At 38.8% G+C, this 22,180-nt stretch carries 14 protein-coding genes; 9 read left to right on the top strand and 5 right to left on the bottom strand.

Annotated features, from left to right (window positions below; all coding sequences use genetic code 11):
* The first annotated feature begins 159 nt into the window (after nt 1-159).
* Complete coding sequence (locus tag ACTJKC_RS20125; protein WP_344851737.1) at nt 160-1,179, top strand: LacI family DNA-binding transcriptional regulator; 1,020 nt, start codon at nt 160-162, stop codon at nt 1,177-1,179.
* 871 nt (nt 1,180-2,050) lie between these two features.
* On the opposite strand, the gene ACTJKC_RS20120 is transcribed toward ACTJKC_RS20125, so the two are convergent.
* Nucleotides 2,051-3,280, bottom strand: a complete 1,230-nt coding sequence (locus ACTJKC_RS20120) for an MFS transporter (RefSeq protein WP_344851736.1) — start codon at nt 3,278-3,280, stop codon at nt 2,051-2,053.
* A 170-nt stretch (nt 3,281-3,450) separates the two neighbouring features.
* On the opposite strand from ACTJKC_RS20120, the gene ACTJKC_RS20115 reads away from it, so the two are divergent.
* Both ACTJKC_RS20115 and ACTJKC_RS20110 read left to right on the top strand, forming a co-directional pair.
* Complete coding sequence (locus tag ACTJKC_RS20115) at nt 3,451-3,894, top strand: MarR family winged helix-turn-helix transcriptional regulator (protein WP_344851735.1); 444 nt, start codon at nt 3,451-3,453, stop codon at nt 3,892-3,894.
* A gap of 45 nt (nt 3,895-3,939) precedes the next feature.
* Complete coding sequence (locus ACTJKC_RS20110; RefSeq protein ID WP_440794728.1) at nt 3,940-4,776, top strand: MBL fold metallo-hydrolase; 837 nt, start codon at nt 3,940-3,942, stop codon at nt 4,774-4,776.
* A gap of 648 nt (nt 4,777-5,424) precedes the next feature.
* Here ACTJKC_RS20110 and ACTJKC_RS20105 read toward each other — a convergent pair.
* The gene (locus ACTJKC_RS20105; protein ID WP_344851733.1) at nt 5,425-5,937 is read right to left on the bottom strand and encodes a glutathione peroxidase; all 513 of its coding nucleotides are present in this window, start codon (nt 5,935-5,937) and stop codon (nt 5,425-5,427) included.
* 413 nt (nt 5,938-6,350) lie between these two features.
* Here ACTJKC_RS20105 and topA point away from each other — a divergent pair, with 413 nt between their 5' ends.
* Nucleotides 6,351-8,915, top strand: a complete 2,565-nt coding sequence (gene topA, locus ACTJKC_RS20100; RefSeq protein WP_440794726.1) for a type I DNA topoisomerase — start codon at nt 6,351-6,353, stop codon at nt 8,913-8,915.
* A gap of 185 nt (nt 8,916-9,100) precedes the next feature.
* Nucleotides 9,101-9,505, top strand: a complete 405-nt coding sequence (locus ACTJKC_RS20095; RefSeq protein ID WP_440794724.1) for a hypothetical protein — start codon at nt 9,101-9,103, stop codon at nt 9,503-9,505.
* Nucleotides 9,506-9,587: 82 nt separating this feature from the next.
* On the opposite strand, the gene ACTJKC_RS20090 is transcribed toward ACTJKC_RS20095, so the two are convergent.
* The gene (locus tag ACTJKC_RS20090; RefSeq protein WP_440794722.1) at nt 9,588-10,010 is read right to left on the bottom strand and encodes a nuclear transport factor 2 family protein; all 423 of its coding nucleotides are present in this window, start codon (nt 10,008-10,010) and stop codon (nt 9,588-9,590) included.
* A gap of 213 nt (nt 10,011-10,223) precedes the next feature.
* Between ACTJKC_RS20090 and ACTJKC_RS20085 the strand changes: the two genes are divergently transcribed.
* The 4 genes from ACTJKC_RS20085 to pbpC all read left to right on the top strand — a co-directional run bounded on the left by ACTJKC_RS20085 (nt 10,224) and on the right by pbpC (nt 19,943).
* Nucleotides 10,224-15,815, top strand: coding sequence for an alpha-2-macroglobulin family protein (locus tag ACTJKC_RS20085; RefSeq protein ID WP_440794720.1), 5,592 nt, complete (start codon nt 10,224-10,226; stop codon nt 15,813-15,815).
* Between the two features lie 284 nt (nt 15,816-16,099).
* Entirely contained in the window at nt 16,100-16,330 is a 231-nt protein-coding gene (locus ACTJKC_RS20080) for a hypothetical protein (protein WP_440794718.1), read from the top strand.
* Nucleotides 16,331-16,776: 446 nt separating this feature from the next.
* Entirely contained in the window at nt 16,777-17,412 is a 636-nt protein-coding gene (locus tag ACTJKC_RS20075) for a hypothetical protein (protein WP_440794716.1), read from the top strand.
* 149 nt (nt 17,413-17,561) lie between these two features.
* The gene (gene pbpC, locus ACTJKC_RS20070; RefSeq protein ID WP_440794714.1) at nt 17,562-19,943 is read left to right on the top strand and encodes a penicillin-binding protein 1C; all 2,382 of its coding nucleotides are present in this window, start codon (nt 17,562-17,564) and stop codon (nt 19,941-19,943) included.
* A gap of 258 nt (nt 19,944-20,201) precedes the next feature.
* Here the strand turns inward: pbpC and ACTJKC_RS20065 are convergent, their stop codons facing one another.
* Together ACTJKC_RS20065 and ACTJKC_RS20060 are read right to left on the bottom strand one after the other, a co-directional pair.
* The gene (locus ACTJKC_RS20065) at nt 20,202-20,894 is read right to left on the bottom strand and encodes a lysoplasmalogenase (protein WP_440794712.1); all 693 of its coding nucleotides are present in this window, start codon (nt 20,892-20,894) and stop codon (nt 20,202-20,204) included.
* Nucleotides 20,884-22,101, bottom strand: a complete 1,218-nt coding sequence (locus ACTJKC_RS20060) for a sterol desaturase family protein (protein WP_440794710.1) — start codon at nt 22,099-22,101, stop codon at nt 20,884-20,886. The genes ACTJKC_RS20065 and ACTJKC_RS20060 overlap by 11 nt, the downstream gene beginning before the upstream one ends.
* Nucleotides 22,102-22,180 lie beyond the last annotated feature (79 nt).

Here is a 22,180-nt window from a genome sequence, read left to right as displayed (position 1 = left end):
ATTTGGTTAGTTTGTGTTAGCGGTAACGAATTTAGAAAAGCTGAAGGGATAAAAGTGTTTTTAAATAGCTTAAAAGGCGATAAAATCCATTGAAACTACATTTCAAACGTTTGAAATAATTAGATTTTTTTTCTTATCTATGCATTGAGATTGGAAAAGATGACGAACAATACCCCTGTTACACTAAAGTTCTTGGCTGAAAAGTTAAAGATGTCAGTATCAACAGTATCAAAAGCCCTTAATAACTATCCCACTATAAACGAGTACACTAAGAAACGTGTACAGGAAATGGCTAGCGATCTGCATTTTACGCCAAATAAATCGGCAATTAACTTAAAGGAAAAAAAATCGCGTATTATTGGTATTATTTTACCCAATCTTTTAGATCACTTTTTTACGCGCAGCATTTATGGTGTAGAGCAATTTGCTACCCAAAATGGATACAATGTTATCATCAGTCAATCTCATGATGATCTGGAAAAAGAGATTCAATCTGCTAATATGCTGTTGAGAAGCCGTGTTGATGGTTTAATTGTGGCCATTTCGAAAAACACGCAGGATTTTGCACACCTTGATCAGTTCGAAAACATGGGCATCCCGGTAGTTTATTACACGCGGAACCCGAGTTTTAATTTAAGTTGCCATAAAGTATTGGGCAATACCTTTCAGGGATGTTACCAGGCCACTAAATTTTTAATCGACAGAGGCCATAAAAAGATTGCCTACCTCGGCGGACCTAAAATGATCAATTTTACGCATGATCGTTTTAATGGTTATATAAATGCTTTAAAAGATAACCAGGTGCCTTTTTCGGCCGAATTGGTAGCTTATACTGATTTTGACAAGGAAAATACTATTTCAGCAATCAAGAACCTTTTTGCCAATCCTGAAAATATGCCTACCGCCCTCGTGGCCTTTAAAGAGCCTATTTTATTTGATGCAATAAAATACCTGAGATCAATCAATCATCCTAAATTTAACGAAATAGAATGTATTGGTTTTGGCAACACTTCGTTTATCAGTTACCTCGATTCGCCGCCTATTGCCTCTATTGAAGAAAACCCTGAATCGGTAGGCGAAAACGCGATTAAACTTTTACTTCAGCTGATCAATAAGGAGATAGACATTCAGAACTATCAAAAAGTAATGGTAGATTGTAAGTTAATTGTGCATGGGTAGATGCTGGTAGCGGTTAGAAAGTGGCGTTTCAACATACTCAATTAAAATCTTCGGAAATCCTTTTGCACCAAACCTTAATGTTTCTTAACTCCTTAATGGTAAAAAATTCATCATAACCATCCATCATTAAGAAGTTAAGGTAGTTAAGAAAATATGATGATTTAACTTCCCTAAAGTTATCTTCATTTCGAGCAGAGTGCATGAAGCCGAGAACCACAAAGTGCTCAGCGAAGCTAAATCTGCCTTGAAAGATTCCTCCAGATGTAAGCTGATTGTGCATAGATAGATGCGGATAGCCTATAGCCTTTAATCTGCACTGCTAAAATCTGCGAAAAACCTTTTGAACTAAACCTTAATGTTTCTTAACTCCTTAATGGTAAAAAAAATTATCATAACCATCCATCATTAAGAAGTTAAGGTAGTTAAGAAAATATGATGATTTAACTTCTCTAAAGTTATCGTCATTTCGAGCAGAGTGCAATGAGACCTAGAACCACAAAGTGCTCAGCGAAGCTAAATCTGCCTTGAAAGATTCCTCCAGATGTAAGCTGATTGTGCATAAATAGATGCGGCTAGCCTTTAATCTGCATTGCTAAAATCTGCTAAAAACCTTTTGAACTAAACCTTAATGTTTCTTAACTCCTTAACGGTAAAAAAATTATCATAACCATCCAGCATTAAGAAATTAAGGTAGTTAGGGAAATATTATAATCTAACTTTCTTAAAGCTACCGTCATTTCGAGCAGAGTGCAATGAAGCCGAGAACCATAAAGTGCTCAGCGAAGCTAAATCTGCCTTGACAGATCCCTCCTAAATATTCAGAACTGCGTTTCAATCGATGATGCCACGATTAGAGAAGTTTCAATAAATACTAATTCAACGACATTGCACTTCCCTTAAATTGATTCCTGTGCTTCTCGTTATAAACAAAGGCTGCAACAATCAACAATCCTGCAATACCTTCAAAAGCCACAACTACCTGCGTACCGAAAAGATGCGCCAGATAACCCATTAACAAACTTCCAATCGGTAATACCCCCTGATAAGCCATGATATAATAACTCAAAGTCCTGCCCCTCATTACATCATCCGCATGTGTTTGCAGGTAAGTATTGATGGATGAAGTTTGCGCCATTAAACCTAAAGCCGCTAATCCGGTGCAGATTAATGCCAGTATCAATGAAGGAGATATCGCCAGTGCCACTACCGATATGGCCAATAAAATCCCCGATAGCATTACGATTTTCTGTAAGTTCTGACCTGCTTTTAAAGTAGCCATATAAATAGCCCCGAAAAACGCGCCAAATCCCGCTGCACTTTCGAACCAGCCAAATGTTGTGGCATTCCCGTTAAAAATATCTTTCGCAAAAACAGGTAATAAAGTAGTAAATGGAATGACCAATAAACTTGAAGCAGCCATCATCAACACCATTGAGGCCAGATCAGGAGATGATTTAAGGTAATCGTATCCTTTTTTCAGGTCGATCCAGATATTTTCTGTCGGTTTTTGATGTTCAGTAAGTTTTAATTTCATCATCACCATACAACCCAGCACAGCGATAAAACTGACAAAGTTGATCAGAAAACAGATATCCTCGCCCAAAGTACTCAAAATTACCCCTGCCAGTGCCGGCCCGATCAGCCTTGCCGCATTAAACATAGAAGAGTTAAGTGCAATGGCATTTGGTAAATCTTCTTTATCATCAATCAAATTTACCATTAACGATTGTCGCGCCGTTACATCAAAAGCGTTTACCAGTCCCTGTACCAGCGAAAGCGCTGCAATCCAGAACATATCGTACACTTTAAACCAGATCATTAAAGCCAGGGCACCCGCCTGAAGCATCAGGATGATTTGGGTAATCACCAAAATTTTATACTTATTATGCCTGTCTACATAACTCCCGGCATAAGGCGCAAGCACCAGTGAAGGGATTAAACTTAAAAAAGTAATCAGCCCCAATAAAAAAGCCGAACCTGTTAAACGGTAAACCAGCCAGCTGATGGCCACACGCTGCATCCACGTACCAATTAATGAAATAGCCTGACCTGTAAAAAATAACCTGTAATTATAATGCCTTAGCGAACGAAAAATACTCATGTTTAAAATAGTAAAGTAACTTTACAAAAGTATAAAAATTTAACCGGACCATAAAGCCAAAAAAGAATACTTTTATCAGTTTAAAATCATAAATTAAGGATTTCGTAAAATGATAATAGATTACGATTAAAAATAAAAGCTTATATTTGTAAAGTTTATTTACCATTAATATGCCTACTCAAACACAAGAGATTGCAGCTAAATTAAGAAGCACGGTAACCCGCTTAACCCGCCAGTTGCGCCGGCAGAACGTAAGTTCGGAGTTTAGCAATGCCGAACTGTTAACCATGTCGCTACTGGAACAGCATGGAAAAATGCTATCGACAGAACTGGCTGATATGGAAAGGGTATCTAAACAGGCCATCTCGCAAATCATCAACCGCTTGTACGATGCAAAATGTGTGGAGCGTTTTCCGAGTGAAGAAGATAAGCGGAAAATATTTATCGGTTTAACCAAACTGGGCGAAAAACACATCATCGCCAGTAGAAAAATTAAGGAAGAGTGGCTGGCACAAACCCTGGAAAAAATATTTTCTTCTGAAGAAATTAACCTGATACAGGCTTTCCTCCCGCTCCTGTCGCGCCTGGTAGAACACAACGGAACAAGAATATAGTTTTACTTTTCCATGTGCCAAATAAGCCTTATCTTGCAGAAGAATATGGCACTATATTTTACATCAATAAATTCGGGGAGTAATGGCAACTGTTACTATGTGGGGAACGATAACGAAGCCGTTTTGTTTGATGTTGGCCTTACCTGCAAGGAAGTGGAGAAGCGCATGGAGCGCCTCGGCTTATCAGTAAACAAACTGAAAGCAATTTTTATCTCTCACGAGCATAGCGACCACATTAAAGGCTTGGCTGTTTTTGCTAAAAAGCACAAACTTCCGGTTTACATCAGTACGCCAACTTTAAAAAGCAGCCGGCTTTTACTCGATTCCAACTATACCTTTCCGTTAAACCATTTACAAAATATCCGGATCGGGAATTTAAAGATTTCTGCATTTTCTAAATTCCACGATGCAGCGGATCCTTACAGTTTCACGGTAGAATGTAATGATATCCGCGTTGGGGTATTTACTGATATCGGTGCAGTATGCGACCGCCTGATTACGCATTTTAAAAATTGCCACGCTGCATTTTTAGAAGCCAATTACGATACAGAAATGCTGCAAAATGGCCGTTATCCATATTTTTTAAAGCGCAGGATTATGGGTGGCCATGGCCACTTAAGTAATAAGCAGGCTTTGGAACTTTTTATGAACCATAAGCCTGAATACATGAGCCATTTGTTATTGAGCCATTTATCTAAAGACAATAACGACCCGGAACTGGTAGAGAATTTATTTAAAAGCGTTGCCGGCGATACTTTTGTAAAAGTAGCTTCAAGATATGAAGAAACGGAACTTTATTATGTAGGGGGTAATCAAAACGCAACGATATCTTACACGTTCGATCCAAGCCTTTACCAACCTGAACAACTTAACCTGTTTTAACATCCCAAAGTCAAAAACAAGCTACTTTTTTGTTACAAAACCCTTTATTTTGAGTGCTTTATTCGTATTTAGCTTAAAAAATTACAGTTTCACCTAAAAAATTAAAATAATTTCAATTTTCCAAAAACATTTTATTTGTACATGGGTTATATATATACTTCATAAATAGTTTGTTTGGTTTATTGGGGCTTATGGATTTAAGCCCCTTTCTCTTGCCCAAAATTTCCAATCTACCAAAGAATAATATATAAAATGATTGTTATTATGGTTGCAAGCAGGGTTCCTGCCTAAATAGAATGGGAATATATCTGCAGGTAAGGTTTAATATTTTGCACCAACTAAAACTCAGGTTGGTTCTGGTAGCTGAGATGGACATCAAAAATAGATAGTTTAGTTTGAGTAATCATTTGAATTACCTAAAAATATTCAAGTTTTCAATACTGCTTTTTTATCAGTTTAGTATTTCGTTTGACCATATAGGAACATAAGAATCATATCAACTTATATGTCTCATATGGTAAAACAGATCAGAATATCTATTGCCTTTTAATGATCAAAAAAAAGGCAAAATGGCTAACCACTTTACCTTTAAATTATTTAGAGAAGTGAGAAAAATATCCCATCTTCCCTCTTCCCTTTTACATCCTACTACAGGTTCTTCACAATCGCCTCGTCCGTAGGTTTTGTTTTAGAACGGAAACGGTGTACCAATTGTCCTTTTTCGTTAATCAGGAATTTTTCAAAGTTCCATTTAATATCACCTTGCTCTTCAGTATTGGTTTGCGAGGTTAAATATTTAAACAATGGACTGATGTCGTCTCCTTTTACACTGCTTTTTTCGGCAAGCAAAAACGACACATTGTATTTACCTGTACAAAACTCTTTAATCTCTGCATTGGTAGAAAATTCTTGTCCGCCAAAATTACCAGCCGGAAAACCGATCAATACCACTTTGTTGCCATATTGTTTCTGAAGTTTTTCTAAATCTTCATACTGTGGCGTAAAACCGCATTTAGATGCTGTATTAACAATTAAGATTTTTTTGCCTTTAAATTTAGAAAGTTTAATTTCTTTACCATCAATGGTTTTAAAGCTGAAATCGTAAACATTTTTTGGTGGCGACACCAATAAGTTTAATAGGATTAGAATTGTGCTGATCATCGTTGTTTTTATTTTTATATACGAATATAGGTACAAATCGGTTGCCTTGATGTAATGTGGCTGTAAATTATGTGATGGACGATATAAAAAGCAAGATGAAGTTAACCCAACCTTTGTTTCTAAACCTGATAAAGCGGAAAGCCCGGAGCGCAGCGAGGACTTGAAGCGATAGCAGGACTACCGGCCGCCACTAAACAGAACCTTTAATTTTCAAAAACAATAAATTTAAGGAATACAAAATCTGATTCTGATGGAAGACCATTTAAACTATTCTGCAGGAGATTAAAACCTGATTAAAATCACCTTATAAATCAACATAGTTTACTAACATTTAATAAAAAAATCGTATAAAAATCCACACAGGTTTGGATTTATGCTTTAATTATAGCTTTATTTGCACAAAAACGTATTTCATGGCCAAAAATTTATTAATCGTCGAGTCACCCGCAAAAGCTAAAACCATTGAAGGATACCTGGGAAAAGATTTCCTGGTGAAATCCAGCTATGGTCATATCCGGGATTTAGTGAAGGGCGATATGGCGATTGATATTAAAAATAATTTTGCCCAGACCTACGAGGTACCCGCCGACAAGAAGAATGTGGTTGCCGAATTGAAAAAGCTAGCCAAGGAAGCCGAAATGGTATGGCTGGCATCCGATGAAGACCGTGAGGGAGAAGCCATTTCCTGGCACTTATTCGAAACTTTAGGCCTGAAAGTAGAGAAAACCAAACGCATTGTGTTTCATGAGATTACCAAACCTGCCATTTTAAAAGCAATTGATAGTCCGCGTGGAATTGATTATAACTTAGTAAATGCGCAACAGGCACGCCGCGTATTAGATAGATTAGTGGGTTTCGAACTTTCGCCCGTTTTATGGAAAAAAGTAAAACCATCACTGTCAGCAGGCCGTGTACAATCTGTTGCCGTACGTTTAATAGTAGACAGGGAACGCGAAGTTTTAAACTTTAATGCAGCCGCTGCCTACAAAATTACCGCACAATTTTCAACCGGTAAAGGCAAAGAAACGGTAAAGGCAGAATTGCCACAACGGTTTGAAAGTGAAGCTGATGCAGAGAAATATCTTCAAGACTGCGTTAATGCAAAATTTGACATTACGAGTTTAGAAACGCGTCCGGCGAAACGAAATCCGGCCGCCCCTTTTACCACCTCCACCCTGCAACAGGAAGCTTCGAGAAAATTAGGTTTTTCGGTAGCGAGAACCATGCAGGTGGCACAAAGACTTTACGAAGCGGGTAAGATTACCTACATGAGAACTGACTCTGTAAACTTATCAGAAACGGCTATAAATGCTGCTGCTGCTGAAATTAAATCGGCTTATGGCGACAAATATCACCAGACAAGGGTTTATAAAACCAAATCGGCCGGTGCGCAGGAGGCTCACGAAGCCATCCGCCCTACTTATTTCGACAGACATACGGTAGATGGCGATATTTCGGAGAAACGTTTGTATGATCTGATCTGGAAACGTGCTATCGCCTCGCAAATGAGTGAAGCTTTGTTCGAAAAAACAACCGCTCAAATCACCGCTTCAACCCGCAAGGAGCATTTGGTTGCCGAAGGTGAAGTATTAAAATTCGATGGCTTCTTAAAAGTTTATCTGGAATCGACAGACGATGAAGAAAACGAAGAGAAAGAAGGTGGAGCCATTTTACCTCCTTTAGCCAAAGGACAGGAATTATTTTTAAAAGAAATGCAGGCCACAGAACGTTATTCACGTCCGCCCGCAAGATATACAGAGGCCAGCTTGGTTAAGAAATTAGAAGAACTTGGCATCGGCCGTCCATCTACTTACGCACCAACCATTTCTACGGTGCAAAACCGTGGTTATGTGGTTAAAGAAGACAGGGATGGTAAACAGCGTAAATTTACTTCTATCGTTTTAGCCGACGGACAGGTAAAAAAGGAAACCAAATCGGAAATTACAGGGGCAGAAAAATCGAAACTCTTCCCTACTGATATCGGTGAGGTAGTTAACGATTTCTTAGTAGAACACTTTAAAGGCATTGTTGATTTTAACTTTACCGCCAAAGTAGAAAAGGAATTTGACGAAATTGCGCAAGGTTTACAGGAGTGGACTAAAATGCTACACTCGTTTTACAATCCGTTCCACAGTGAAGTAGAAACAACATTAGAAACCGCTGAACGTGCTACCGGCGAACGTTTATTGGGCCTGGATCCGGCTACAGGTAAAAATGTATATACCAAAGTAGGTAAATTTGGTCCTTTGGTGCAGATTGGTGAACTTGATGAAGAAGAAAAGCCACGTTATGCCAGTTTAATGCGTAATCAATCGGTAGCGACCATTACTTTAGATGATGCGTTGGAATTGTTTAAACTTCCTTTCCAGTTACCTGATTTTGAAGGTAAAGAAGTAATGATTGGTGTAGGCCGTTTCGGACCTTATGTAAAATGGGGCGAAAGTTTTATTTCCCTTCCTAAAAACGAAGAACCTTTATCGGTAACTTACGATAGGGCCGTTGAAATTATCCGCCAGAAAATGGATGATGACGCACCTATAGCTTACTATGAAGGTTTAGGCGTTACCAAGGGAAAAGGCCGTTTTGGTCCGTTTATTAAATGGAACGATCTTTTCATCAATATTCCGGCAAAAGGTTACGATTTTGATAACCTTACGCAGGAAAATATCGATACCTTAATCAGCAAAAAAGTAGAGAAAGAAGCAAACAGATACATTAAAACCTGGGATGCAGAAAAAATTTCAATCGAAAATGGGCGCTGGGGACCGTTTATCCGTTTTGGCAAATTAATGCTGAAATTGAGAAACAATGAAGCCACCAAACAAAAATATACGCCTGAAGAACTGGCAGATATTGACCTTGAAGTGGTGAAGAAAATGATTGTAGAGCAGGTACCTAACGCTTTCGAAACGAAGAAAAAAGCACCTGCAAAGAAAAAAGCAGCTCCGGCTAAAAAAGCAGTTGCGAAGAAAAAATAGGATCAGGATTAAAGGATTTTGGGATGGTAAGATAATAAGGCTATCACTCAAAATTCTTTAATTTATATACATGATTATTGAGGATGGCAGGATTATTCAATAATTCTATATTCAATAATTCTATATTCTATCATTCTATATTCTATCATTCTATCATTCAATAATTTAATTAAACAGTTAACCACTTGAAATCAGATTTACCAGAAAATATAGTCGAAGATATTGCAATGGCCGTGGTATTAATGGGCGAAACACCCGAAGTTACCAGCTGGACGGTTTACCTTGTTAATTTAAAAAATGAGCCAATTACCAATGTATTGATCAGCTCCAAAGGTTATGGCGAAAAAGATGGTAAACAGGTAAAAACTTCTGTTTTGCGACATTTTATTGGTGATATGGAAGCTAATTCTTTTGCCGGTGTGGAAGCCATTGATCCTGAAGTTTTTGGCTTAACCAACGAATACTGGCTTAGCTATTACATCGGCAGCACCATTTACGACAAAAAATTCATCTTCCTGCCCGAAAGCATTATTGATTCCAACCTGATCAAAATCCCATTGGTAAACAAACCTGGGGTGATGATAAAGTAGTCATGAGTCTTAAGTTCTAAGTCCAGAGTCTTAGACTACCGATTTAGGACTCAAGACTAGGGACTAAAGACTCCAAACTCAACTAAGGCACCTTAACAGCCTGTCTGCCAAGTAATTTCCAGCCTGTTTTTTCTTTGCTCCAGATTAGAAGGATATACAATTTCACATTTCCCGGAACATTTTTATCGTTTGTTTTAGCATTTAGTGTATGCCTGACCAAAGCTGTTTTGTTCTGTATAATAACCGATTGATCGGTTAAATTGATGTCCACGAAATCCGATTCACCTGAAAGTAAAGAGTGCAGAAATTCTTGTTTGGTTTGGATTTTCCCGCTCGAATGGCCGTAACTTAAATTATTCAGTACAATTTTATCCAATGCTAAACTATCAGGCGCAACCATTAGTCTGGTTAATCGGGTAACAGCATCCTCTACTTCAGCTTTCTGTGCAAAACAAAAATGTGTAGAAATTAATAAACCTGAAAAAATTAAGAGTTTCCTGATCATATCTGGTTGTAATGAGTTGATGTTGTAAACATATCCAAATCCATGCAAATGAGCAAACCATTTGCTTTAATTTTCAACATTATTTCTTTTAACGTCGATTTTAGTTAATTTTCAGAAGGAATATGGGTTTTGCAGTTTAAACAGGCAAATTACGGCATAGCAATTGCTCCAAACGCAACATCATATTTCCATTTATCTTAACGAATTTTCCCTATGGAACAACCATCTACCTACCAATCGTCCTCAAAAAAGAAATTTATTTTTATCGGATTGCTCGCCGTTTCTATAGCAGCAATTGTTTTTATTTATTTTAACCATAAGAAGAAAAACCACGAAGAAAACCAGGCTTACGCTAAGTATATAGAAGCCTATACTTCCGGAACGATTTCGAAAAAGAGTTTTATCCGCGTTCACCTCGCCAATGCTGCTACGGGCATGCAGGATTTAGGCAAAGCCGATTCCCGCGAACTTTTCGACTTCTCCCCTTCCATTTCAGGAAAAACCTATTGGATCGATCCGCAAACGGTAGAGTTCAGGCCGGATGAAAACCTTAAACCTGGCAAAAATTATGAAGCTACTTTCAAATTATCAGAAGTTTCTGCCACCGAAAAAGGTCTCGAAGATTTCGATTTTGAATTTAAGGTGATTACTCCGGGCATCATGCTCTCGCAAAACGGCCTGGTTTCGCAAAACAATACTTCCCTGGATTACATGAAACTTACAGGTGAAGTGGCCACTGCGGATGTGGAAGAAACGGGTAAAATTGAAAAAACGCTTTCGCTGGATTTTGATCAGAAATTAAAAATCAAATGGCAACATGATCCGGCGAAAAACAGCTCAAAATTCACCATCGATAGTATCAAAAAAACAGGTAACGATCAAAATTTAAAAATAGAATGGGATGGTGATGCCATTGATGCCGATCAGAAAGGAGAAGTAGAAGTCCGCGTTCCATCTATAAATAAATTCGAAATCCTGGATATGAAAGCCATCCAAGGGGAGGAAGATTATGCCCTGGTACAATTTTCAGAGCCGATTGGTGTAGGACAGGATTTAACGGGTATGATTACGCTGGGCAACTTAAGTGATGTAAGGTACACCATTGATGCCAGTCAGGTTAAAGTGTATGCTCCGGAAGAATTAAAGGGCAATTATACGTTAAGTGTTAATGCAGGAGTAGAAAATATCAATGCCAAAACGCTAAGCACGGGTAAAGTGGCTAACCTGGTTTTTGAAGATAAATTGCCATCTGTTACCATTGCGGGTGCAGGAACTATTTTACCCAATTCAGGTAAACTGGTTCTGCCTTTCGAAGCGATTAATTTAAAAGCAGTTGATGTAACAGTAATTAAAATTTATGAAAATAATATCCCTCAGTTCTTCCAGACCAATAGTTATAAAGATGGTAACGAACTGCGCCGGGTAGCGAAACCTATTTTACAGAAAACGGTTAGACTGGACGAAGATAAAGCACTTAATCTTCATAAAAAGAATCGTTTTACGCTCGATCTTGATAAAATGATCCGTACCGAGCCGGGTGCCATGTACCGCGTTACCATTGCTTTCAGACAGGAATATAATGCATTCAATTGCAAAGCCGGAGTAGAAAGCGGCGAGAATAATGATGAGGAAAGTGAGTATGGAGATTACGAGGGCTATGGTGAAAAAATTGACGAAGACGACGATTTCTGGCAGCGTTACAACAATTATTACCCATCAAATTACAGGTGGAATGATAAGGATAATCCCTGCACGCCTTCCTTTTATACCAACCAGCGCTGGGCAAGCAGAAACTTAATTGCCTCAAATATTGGTTTAGTTGCCAAAAGAGGAAATGACAATTCAATGCTGATTATTGCAACCGATTTGTTAACTGCAAAACCATTGAGCGGGGTAAACCTCGAATTAATGGATTACCAGAAACAAATCATTTTCACCACTAAAACAGATGGTGATGGTTTCGCAAGATTTGATTTAAAACGCCAGCCTTTCTTATTGATTGCCAAAAATGGTTCTGAAAGAGGATACCTCAAACTGGATGATGGAAGTTCCCTTCCCCTAAGTCGTTTCGATGTAGGTGGCGATGTAGTACAAAGTGGCTTAAAAGGTTTTATTTATGGCGAACGTGGTGTTTGGCGTCCTGGTGATAGTTTATTTGTTTCTTTCGTTCTGGAAGATAAACTGAAAAAATTGCCTGCTAATTACCCGGTAACCATGGAATTTTATAATCCAAAAGGCCAGTTGTATAAACGCCTGATTAATGGTAAACCGGTAAATGGATTTTATACTTTCAAAACCGCTACCGAAAGTACAGCGCCTACCGGTAACTGGATGGCAAAAGTTAAAGCTGGTGGCGCTACCTTCACCAAGACTTTAAAAATTGAAACGGTAATGCCTAACCGTTTAAAAATTGATTTCAACATTGGTAACAGGGCTTATTTAAGTGCAGGAACATCGGCTGCTACCCTATCGGCCAAATGGCTTTTCGGTGCGGTTGCCCAAAACTTAAAAGCAAAGGTTGATGTTAACCTGAATACTACCGAAACCAAATTTAAAGGTTTTGAAGGTTTCAGTTTCGATAACCCAACCGTAAATTTCGAATCGCAGGTAAAAACCATTTTCGAAGGCACTTTAAATCAGAATGGTACGGCACAGATCAATACCAATTTAAATGAAAACAATACTGCTCCAGGCGTATTAAGAGCAAACTTCACAACAAAAGTTTTCGAACCTGGAGGTAATTTCAGTATCGATAATTTTAGCATTCCTTATCACGTTTATAGCAGTTATCTTGGTATCCGTCCGGAAAAAGGCGACCGTTTAAGCGGCATGCTGGTTACCGGAAAGGATCATAAAATCGAAATTGTTAATGTAAATACTGACGGAAAACTATTAAGCGGCACCAAAACCGTTACCGTAGAATTATATAAAACCCAATGGCGCTGGTGGTGGGAACAGGATGACCAGTACACTTATGCCAATTTTACCCAAAATCAATTTAATAAACTGGTAGAAAGCCATCAGGTAAACTTGTTTAATGGTAAGGGAAGCTGGAATTTAAGGGTAGACGAGCCAGAATGGGGACGTTATTTAATTTTGGTGCGCGATGCAAACGGTGGCCATGTAACCGGGAAATCAGTTTATGTAGATTGGCCGGGCTGGGCACAACGTGAGCAAGGCAGCAATCCTACCGAAGCTTCGATGCTTTCTTTCACCGCCAATAAAGAGAAGTTTACCGTTGGCGAAGACATTACGTTAACTATCCCAACAGGTAAAAACGGCAGGGCGTTAATCTCCATTGAAAATGGTAGCCGCGTATTAAAAACTTTCTGGGTAGATACTAAAGCCGGACAAACACAATTTAAGTTTAAGGCAGAGAAAGAAATGGCACCGAACGTTTTTGCCAATATTACCCTATTACAGCCTCATGCACAAACGGTTAACGATTTGCCGATCAGGATGTATGGTGCCATTCCGCTTTCGGTAGAAGATCCGCAAACCATCTTAAAACCAACCATAAAAATGTTGGATAAAATTAAGCCTGAAACGGAAAACACCATTACCGTAGGTGAACAAAACGGCAAAGCAATGACTTATACTATTGCCCTGGTTGATGAAGGCTTGTTAGATTTAACACGCTTTAAAACACCGGATCCGCATGGCGCATTTTATGCCCGCGAAGGTTTGGGTGTTAAAACCTGGGATTTATTCGATTATGTTTTAGGTGCATGGGGCGGAAATTTGGAACGTATTTTAAGTATCGGTGGTGATGGCAGCATCAATAAAAACCTTAATCCGGCTAAAGCGAACCGTTTTAAAGCGGTGGTTAAATTTATGGGACCGTTTACCATTGGTAAAGGAGAAAGCAAGACACATAAATTTAAATTGCCTCAATACATCGGTGCAGTGAGGGCAATGGTTGTTGCAGGGCAAGATGCAGCTTATGGTTTCGCAGAAAAAACAGTTCAGGTTAAAAAACCCTTAATGGTGCTGGCTACCCTGCCAAGGGTAATTGGTCCTGGTGAGCGTTTTACACTTCCTGTAACCGTTTTTGCTACAGAAAATAACCTTAAGAATGTATCGGTACATCTTCAGGCCAGCAATTTAATCATTCAGGGGACAAATAAACAACAGCTTTACTACAAACAAACGGGCGAGCAGATGACTTCTTTTGAGGTAAAAGCACCGAATAATGTAGGTATTGCCAAGGTAAAAGTAATCGCGCAAAGCGGAGCCGAAAAAACCGTTTACGATGTAGAAATGGATATCCGAAATCCGAATCCTTATGTAACCAATGTGGTTTCGGCAACAGTGCAGCCACATACAAAATGGGCGGTAAATTACTTGCCAATTGGCATGACAGGCACCAACTCAGGATCATTGGAAGTTTCCTCTATTCCGGCAATTAACCTGGGTAAAAGATTGGCTTATCTGATCCAGTATCCACATGGTTGTATCGAACAGACTACCTCGGGCATTTTCCCTCAGCTTTTCCTGGATCGGTTGAGTCCGTTAAATGAGCAGCAAAAAGCCACAACAGAGAAAAATATCAAAGCAGGTATCAACCGAATTAAAGGCTTCCAGACCACCGAAGGCGGTTTATCTTACTGGCCAGGAGAAGGTACTGCCGATGAATGGGGAAGTAATTATGCGGGGCATTTCTTAGTTGAGGCACAAAATGCAGGTTATACCCTACCGGTTGGCTTACTGGATGAATTGCTACGTTATCAAAAATCAAAAGCAGTAAACTGGGCACCAAACAGCAATAATTTTTACGGTGGCGATTTATCTCAGGCCTATCGTTTGTATATGCTTGCCCTGGCTAAAAAGCCAGAAATGGCCGCTATGAACCGCTTAAAGGCATTTGAATATTTATCTGTTGCTGCAAAATGGCGATTGGCAGCCGCCTACAAACTTGCCGGACAAAACGATGTGGCGCTGAATATGATCAGAGGATTGGATACTTCTATTCAGGCTTACAAACAACTGGGCGGCACGTATGGCTCAGATGTCCGTGATCAGGCCATGATTTTAGAAACCCTGACCCTGCTTGGTCAAAAGGCAAAAGCAGCCAGTTTATTACAGCCATTAGCAGCTAAACTTGGAGAAAATACATGGTACAGCACTCAAACTACCGCTTACAGTTTGCTGGCTATTGCGAAGTTCTGCGGAACGAACCAATCAGCCAATAAATTACAGTACCAATATGTATTGGATGGAAAAACTGCGCCGGTTAATTCTAATCAATATATCAACAGCACGCCGGTAAACTTTAAAGGCAATACCGCATCAGTTACCAATAATGGCAATAATGTATTGTTTGTGCGTTTGGTTTTGGAAGGACAGCCCGTTGCTGGTCAGAATAATTTCTTACCTAACCGACCTGAGGTTTTGGATATGAATGTGGTTTACAAACGTTTAAACGGTAAAGTTTTAGATCCAGCTACTTTAAAACAAGGCACTGATTTTTATGCAGAGGTTACGGTGAAAAATCCTGGGCGAATGGGTTATTATGAACAAATGGCATTAACACAGATTTTCCCTTCGGGATGGGAAATCATTAATACCCGCGTTAACGATAATCAAAGTATTTTGGCCTCATCTCCATTTACTTATCAGGATATCAGGGACGACCGCGTTTTCACCTACTTTAATATAAGGGAAGGCGAAAGTCTGGTTTATAAAGTATTGCTCAACGCTTCGTATTTGGGTAAATATTATTTATCGGCTGTACAGTGTGAAGCGATGTATAATAATGATATTTCGGCAACCGAGGCTGGTAAGTGGGTGCAGGTAGTGAAGTAAAATTCTCAATTAAACCTCTCAGGTTTTAAAAGCCTGCGAGGTTATTAAATGTAGAAAACGGTTTGTGAAGACGCGAACAATGGCATCGGAATTTTAAAATAGAAAGAAAAATGGTTCGTGATGACACGAACCATGGCGGAGCATTTGAATTTTACAAAAATGGTTCGTGGAGACACGAAACCATGGCATTGGTAAGGTGAAAGTCCAACTCGCCGCGGTTCGTGTGTCCACGAACCGAAAATTTGATAAAATATTTGTCGTCACAAATCAAAACCTAAATAAGCATGTATAAATTATTTGAAGGCAGAAGAAAGAATTATATGGAGATTGGTCAAATTTACTTTTGGACAGCTACTATAAATAAATGGCAAAAGTTATTGGAAAAAGAAGTATTTAAAAAGATTATCCTAAGCTCATTAGAGCATTTGAGTAAATTAAAAAAACTTGATGTTTTTGCTTTTGTTATTATGCCAAATCACATCCATACCATTTGGAGAACTAATGAATTAAATTGAAAAGAAACTGTTCAAGGTTCATTTTTAAAATATACGGCCCATGAATTTAAAAAACTCTTAAATCAAGATGAATTAAGAAATTATTTTACTGCTGCAATCAATAAAAATTATGAATTTTGGCAGAGAGATTCATTAGCAATTCATTTATATTCACCAGCAGTAGCTTATCAAAAATTAGCATATTTACATCATAATCCTTGTACAGAGCATTGGCAATTAGCAGTTAACCCAGAAGATTATTTATACTCTTCGGCATCTTTTTATGAGAAAAATGAATTGAGATATCCCTTTTTGAAGGATTTAAGACTAGAATTTTAAAATTGATTGGTTTGTGATAAGCGAATCATAACAATTGATATTTAAATTAAGAATGGTTCGTGCGAAACGAACCATGGCTTTGGAGGAAATAACGAATCGAAGAACATACACAACAGAAATCAGTCCGAATGAAAATTATATTTACAATTCTTGTTTTTTTTATTCCCTTGTGTTCAATTGCACAAAAAACCGCAATTGTATCCGACAGTAACTACCAGATGGGATATATTTACCTTAAAGGAGCATTTAAGCCAAAAGTACTTGCCGAAAACGACTTAAATTTTAATCTGTTAACTTATTTGACTAATTATTTGAATAAAAAAAATGTTGAAAATAAGGAATTAGAAAATTTTGATTTTAAAGAGCTGGAGTATTTTTCTCAGCGATATAAATACAAAAAAATGGTTGCTTATGCTGAAGATTTCTGTATTAAAAATAACCTGGATCAGATTATAATTATCAGAACAAAAAATGCCTACACCTTAGCAGATCCTATGCGAATGTTTTTTGGTTTCGATCATGATTTTGGCATTGCAACATTGAGTATGTATGATAAACGACCGATGTTGTTTTATAATTTTTCACTGATCAGGTATTTAAAAGGAAGCAATGATTTTAAAGTACTCCTTGAGCCCGGCTATAAAAATCATAAATTCGATGAGGTAGTTTTTGATAAAGAAAATTACAAACTAATAAATGATAAAGTTTTAACGTATTTCCAGCCAGTTTTTGAAACGGTATTAAATAAGGCACTTGATAAATAAATTTATAAAACGCTTAAGCCCTATTTCTGATTCTGAACCACGCATAAGCGTTAACCTATTTTAGTAATAATATTTAAATATTCCGCTACGGTTCGTGTCGTCTTGGTTCATGTCTCCACGAATCAAAACTTAATAAATCATCAAAACAAATGAACAAAACCCCGAAAGCATTCCTCATTTCCGATCTTTTCTGTATTGCCTTGCTTTTGGGATTTCTTTTTTCATTACCCTCAAAACTTTTCAAAACACCAACCTCCTACGTTATCGAGGCCAGTAATGGAAATTTATTAAGTGCTGCAATTGCCAGCGATGGACAATGGCGCTTCCCGGTGGCCGATAGCGTTCCCGTAAAATTTAAAGATTGTATTATAGCATTTGAGGATAAGCGGTTTTATAATCACTTCGGCGTTGATATTCTGGCCATGAGCCGGGCCATGCGCCAGAACTGGCGGGCTAAAAGTGTGGTAAGTGGTGGAAGTACCTTAACCATGCAGGTCATCCGGCTCTCGCGGAAGCAAGACCGCACCGTTTGGCAAAAGCTACTCGAAGTAATTTTAGCCTTGCGCTTAGAGCTAAAGCATTCAAAAGAAGAAATTTTAGGTTTATATGCTACCAATGCGCCTTTCGGCAGCAATGTTATTGGTTTAGAAGCAGCCAGCTGGCGCTATTATGGCCGCGATGCCAAAACACTTTCATGGGGCGAAATGGCAACGCTCGCGGTTCTTCCCAATAGTCCGTCTTTGGTTCATCCGGGTAAAAATTCGACCAGACTGATTAAAAAGAGAAACGATTTGTTGGATAAACTCGCTCAGCTTAAATACATCGATCAGGCTACTGCTAATTTATCAAAACTAGAACCGGTTCCAGGCAAACCTATGCCCCTGCCGCAAAATGCGCCGCACTTATTAAACCGTTTTAAAGCAGAAAGAGCAAGTCTTAAAATCAATTCTACGAGGATAACTTCTACATTAGATGAAAACATTCAGTTAAAAGTAAATACGATTTTAAAACGTTATAACAATCGCTACAGGGCCAACGACATTAATAATATTTCGGCTTTGGTGCTTAATGCCAGAACCGGCCAGGTAGTAAGTTACGTGGGCAATATTTATCAACCTGAAAATGCCGATCTGCAAAGTCATGTGGATATGATTAAAGCACCACGCAGTCCTGGCAGCACCTTAAAACCCTTGCTTTACGCCAGTATGATGAATGATGGTTTCATTTTACCACATACCTTAATTCCGGATATTCCTACACAAATAGCGGGTTATTCGCCACAAAATTACGATTTAGGCTATGATGGTGCCATCGCTGCAGATAAAGCGCTGAGCCGTTCGCTAAACATCCCGGCAGTAAAAATGCTGCAGCAATATAAATACGAACGTTTTTACGATAAGCTTAAAAAATTAGGAATCGGCACATTAAACCAACCGGCTGATCATTATGGCCTCTCGCTGATTTTAGGCGGTAGCGAGGTAACCATGTGGGATCTGGCCAATACCTACATGGGCATGGTGCGTACATTAAACCATTTCAATACCTATAAAGGGCTTTACAATCCTGACGATTACAAACCTGCAACTTATTTTAATACCAACAGTAAAGATGAAAAAGATTACCAGCGCAATTCATTTTTAGATCACGGTTCGATCTGGGCCACTTTTAATGCCATGGAAGAAGTTATGAGGCCCGGCGATGAAGGTTTATGGGAACAGTTTTCATCATCACAGAGAGTCGCCTGGAAAACAGGCACCAGTTTTGGCTTCCGCGATGCCTGGGCAGTGGGTTTAACCCCTGATTATGTTGTATGCGTTTGGGTGGGCAATGCCGATGGTGAAGGAAGGCCTGGCCTTGTGGGTATCGAAGCAGCAGCCCCGGTTTTATTCGATATTTTTAGGCTATTGCCCAATGGAAAATGGTTCGAAACACCAGCTACTAAACTCAAAAAGCTGAAAATATGTAAGCAGAGCGGCTACAAAGCCGGAGAATACTGCACAAGTGTAGTAGAAGAATTTATGCCTGTCTCTGGAGAGAAAACTGCCGTTTGCCCCTACCACAAATTGGTACATCTGGATCAAACAGGAGCTTACCGCGTAACCGACCAATGCGAAAGTGTAACCAATATGCAGCACAAAAGCTGGTTTATCTTGCCACCGGCAATGGAATATTATTATAAAATAAAAAATAGCGATTATAAAAACCTTCCTCCTTTTAAAGAGGGTTGTAATCCTTCAGGTGGGAATAGTGTAATGGAAGTAATTTATCCTAAAAATAACGCCATAGTGTACATTCCGTTAGAGTTAGATGGCACGAGGGGTAAAATTGTAATTAACGCGGCACACCGGAATTCGGGTTCAAAAATATACTGGCATATTGATAATGAATATGTTGCCACCACCACTAATTTTCATCAATTGGCCATTAGTCCGCCGCCAGGTAAGCATACTTTAACACTTGTTGATGAGAATGGCGAACGCCTGGTGCAGGTTTTTACGGTTTTGGATAAAGAGAAGAAAGGTGGAAAGTAGGGGGTAATGTTGAAGGTTCAGGTAATGTTGTATATTTTTATTTCCTCTCCTGCCTGGAGTTTTATAAACCTGATAAAGTGGAAATCCTTTTTAATTTGCACAACCATACATAACTATAGTGCTGAGGCATGAAGCACCTGTAACCGATATACTCCCTCCGTATTCAATGCACTGACAATACCCGATTAAAAAGATTGGAACGATAGCAGGACTACAGCAACCAATTAGCACAGAACCTTGCTTTTCAAGAAAAAAAAACTATACTTCAGTCCTTGTTACCACCAGCTTGCGTTCTATGGTACCATAAACGATCAGATATTGTGCAATCATATAGCTAGCCATAATCAGCGCACCGCCTTGCTGAATGGGTTGTGCAAATTTATTCACAGCTAAAACACTGTCAGACAGCAGGAAAAAAAGCGCCCCATAAAGTATTAGTTTAAAACTGAAAATATTCACCTTTCCGTAACGGTTAACCGCCATAAGCACCATTACACAGATTATAATGGCATACATTAAAACAGGAAACTGCATTACGCCAAGATGCGGCTGCAAATAGAAAAACAAACCTGAACAGAAAATAGCAAAGGTCCCTACTGCCCACAGAAAATATGGCGTTTTATGACCTGGATTGGATTTATGATCGAGCGTAAAAGCCCTGATGTAAAAAATATGGCAAACTAAAAAGGCAACCAAACCGAAAATAAAAAAACTTGTCCTCCCATTTTGCAACATGAGTAACAAATCTCCTGCCCATGCAAAAATTAAACCCGTAAAAATCCTTTTATGGAAACGGCCTTTTAAGTTTGTACCAGCGTAGAGCCATACCAAAAGTACCATCACAATTAACGGTTTAGAAAAGGTACGCAAGCCGGCATTATTGGTATATTCAGCGTAAAGTTGAATTACAAATACCAGAAAAAAAATAAATGAAAATAGCTTAGTCTTCATCAGGATTAGGATTTGCCTTTTGCAAATTAAAGAACCAAATTACGGATATTAACTGGATCGCCACAAATATAACCTGATATCCGATAGCGAATTTAAAAACCAGCACCAATAAAATGCCAAACATTAACCTGAAATATTCGAACCTAATTTGCCATGCTTTCTGCTCTAATAACGCCCCACAGGTAATTAAAATAAATATCGTAAAAAAAGATCCTGATACTACAGCCATGGTTTCCATTTTATGGTAGGAAAACAATATGGCCGAGCCTGCAGCCAAAGCCACTAAAAATTGTACGAGTACGTAGCCGGTTAATTTAGATTGATATGCCGGATTGTATTTTTGATAAGTGAGGGGATTGATTTCTGGTGCAGACTGAAACCCGCCCAGATGTGAAGGGAACCAGCCCGGAGGTTTTATAAAAACTTTAATCTTATCGCTGATTTTTGGCGATTGTTTAGCCGTTTTAACCAGATCATCCCAGTAATGAAGGTTTGCCCAAACGGGGTTCCAGCTGGCCAAAGGTTTGGTGATGCCATAATAAACTTCTTCTTCCTCCTTTTGAAAAGTACCGAAAATACGGTCCCAGATGATTAAGGTGCCTGCATGATTCTTATCGATGTATTTAGGATTAGAGCCATGATGCACCCGGTGATGCGATGGCGTATTTAAAATATATTCCAGAAAACCCATATTTTTAATTGCCCGGGTATGGATCCAGAACTGATACAGCGTATTAAAGGAACTCAGCGTTAAAAACATAACCGGATCGAAACCAACAAAGGCCAGCGGCAGGTAAAACACCCAGCTAAACCAGCCCTGAAACCAGCTTTGGCGCAAAGCAACGGTGAGGTTGTATTCTTCTGACTGATGGTGCACAATGTGCGCTGCCCATAAAGCATTTACCTGGTGACTCATCCGGTGAAACCAATAATAGAAAAAATCGACACCGATAAACAAAAGGATCCAGATCCAGATGGTTTTTGGCAATTCGAACAGGCGCCAATGCTCAAAAATGTATTTATACCCAAAAAACAGGGCTGTCTTCATAAAAATGCCGGTAAGCTGCTGCCCTATCCCCTGGCTTAAGTTGGCAATACTATCGTTTAGCCGGTAGTAGTTTAGCTTCTTATAAAAATTATAGGCCAGTTCGATCCCGATAAGGATAAAAAATACTGGCACAGATAACGCAATGTAATCCACTTTCATACAGGCTAAAATATTTGGCTGGTGATCTTAATCTTACAATTTAGAAAATATCCACGTGAAGAAAAAATCCTGTTCATGT

This window comes from Pedobacter sp. 22226 (assembly GCF_052045455.1).
GTDB lineage: Bacteria > Bacteroidota > Bacteroidia > Sphingobacteriales > Sphingobacteriaceae > Pedobacter > Pedobacter jeongneungensis.
Note: the sequence above shows the minus strand (reverse complement) of the source record. Positions and strands in the feature narration are given on the sequence as shown.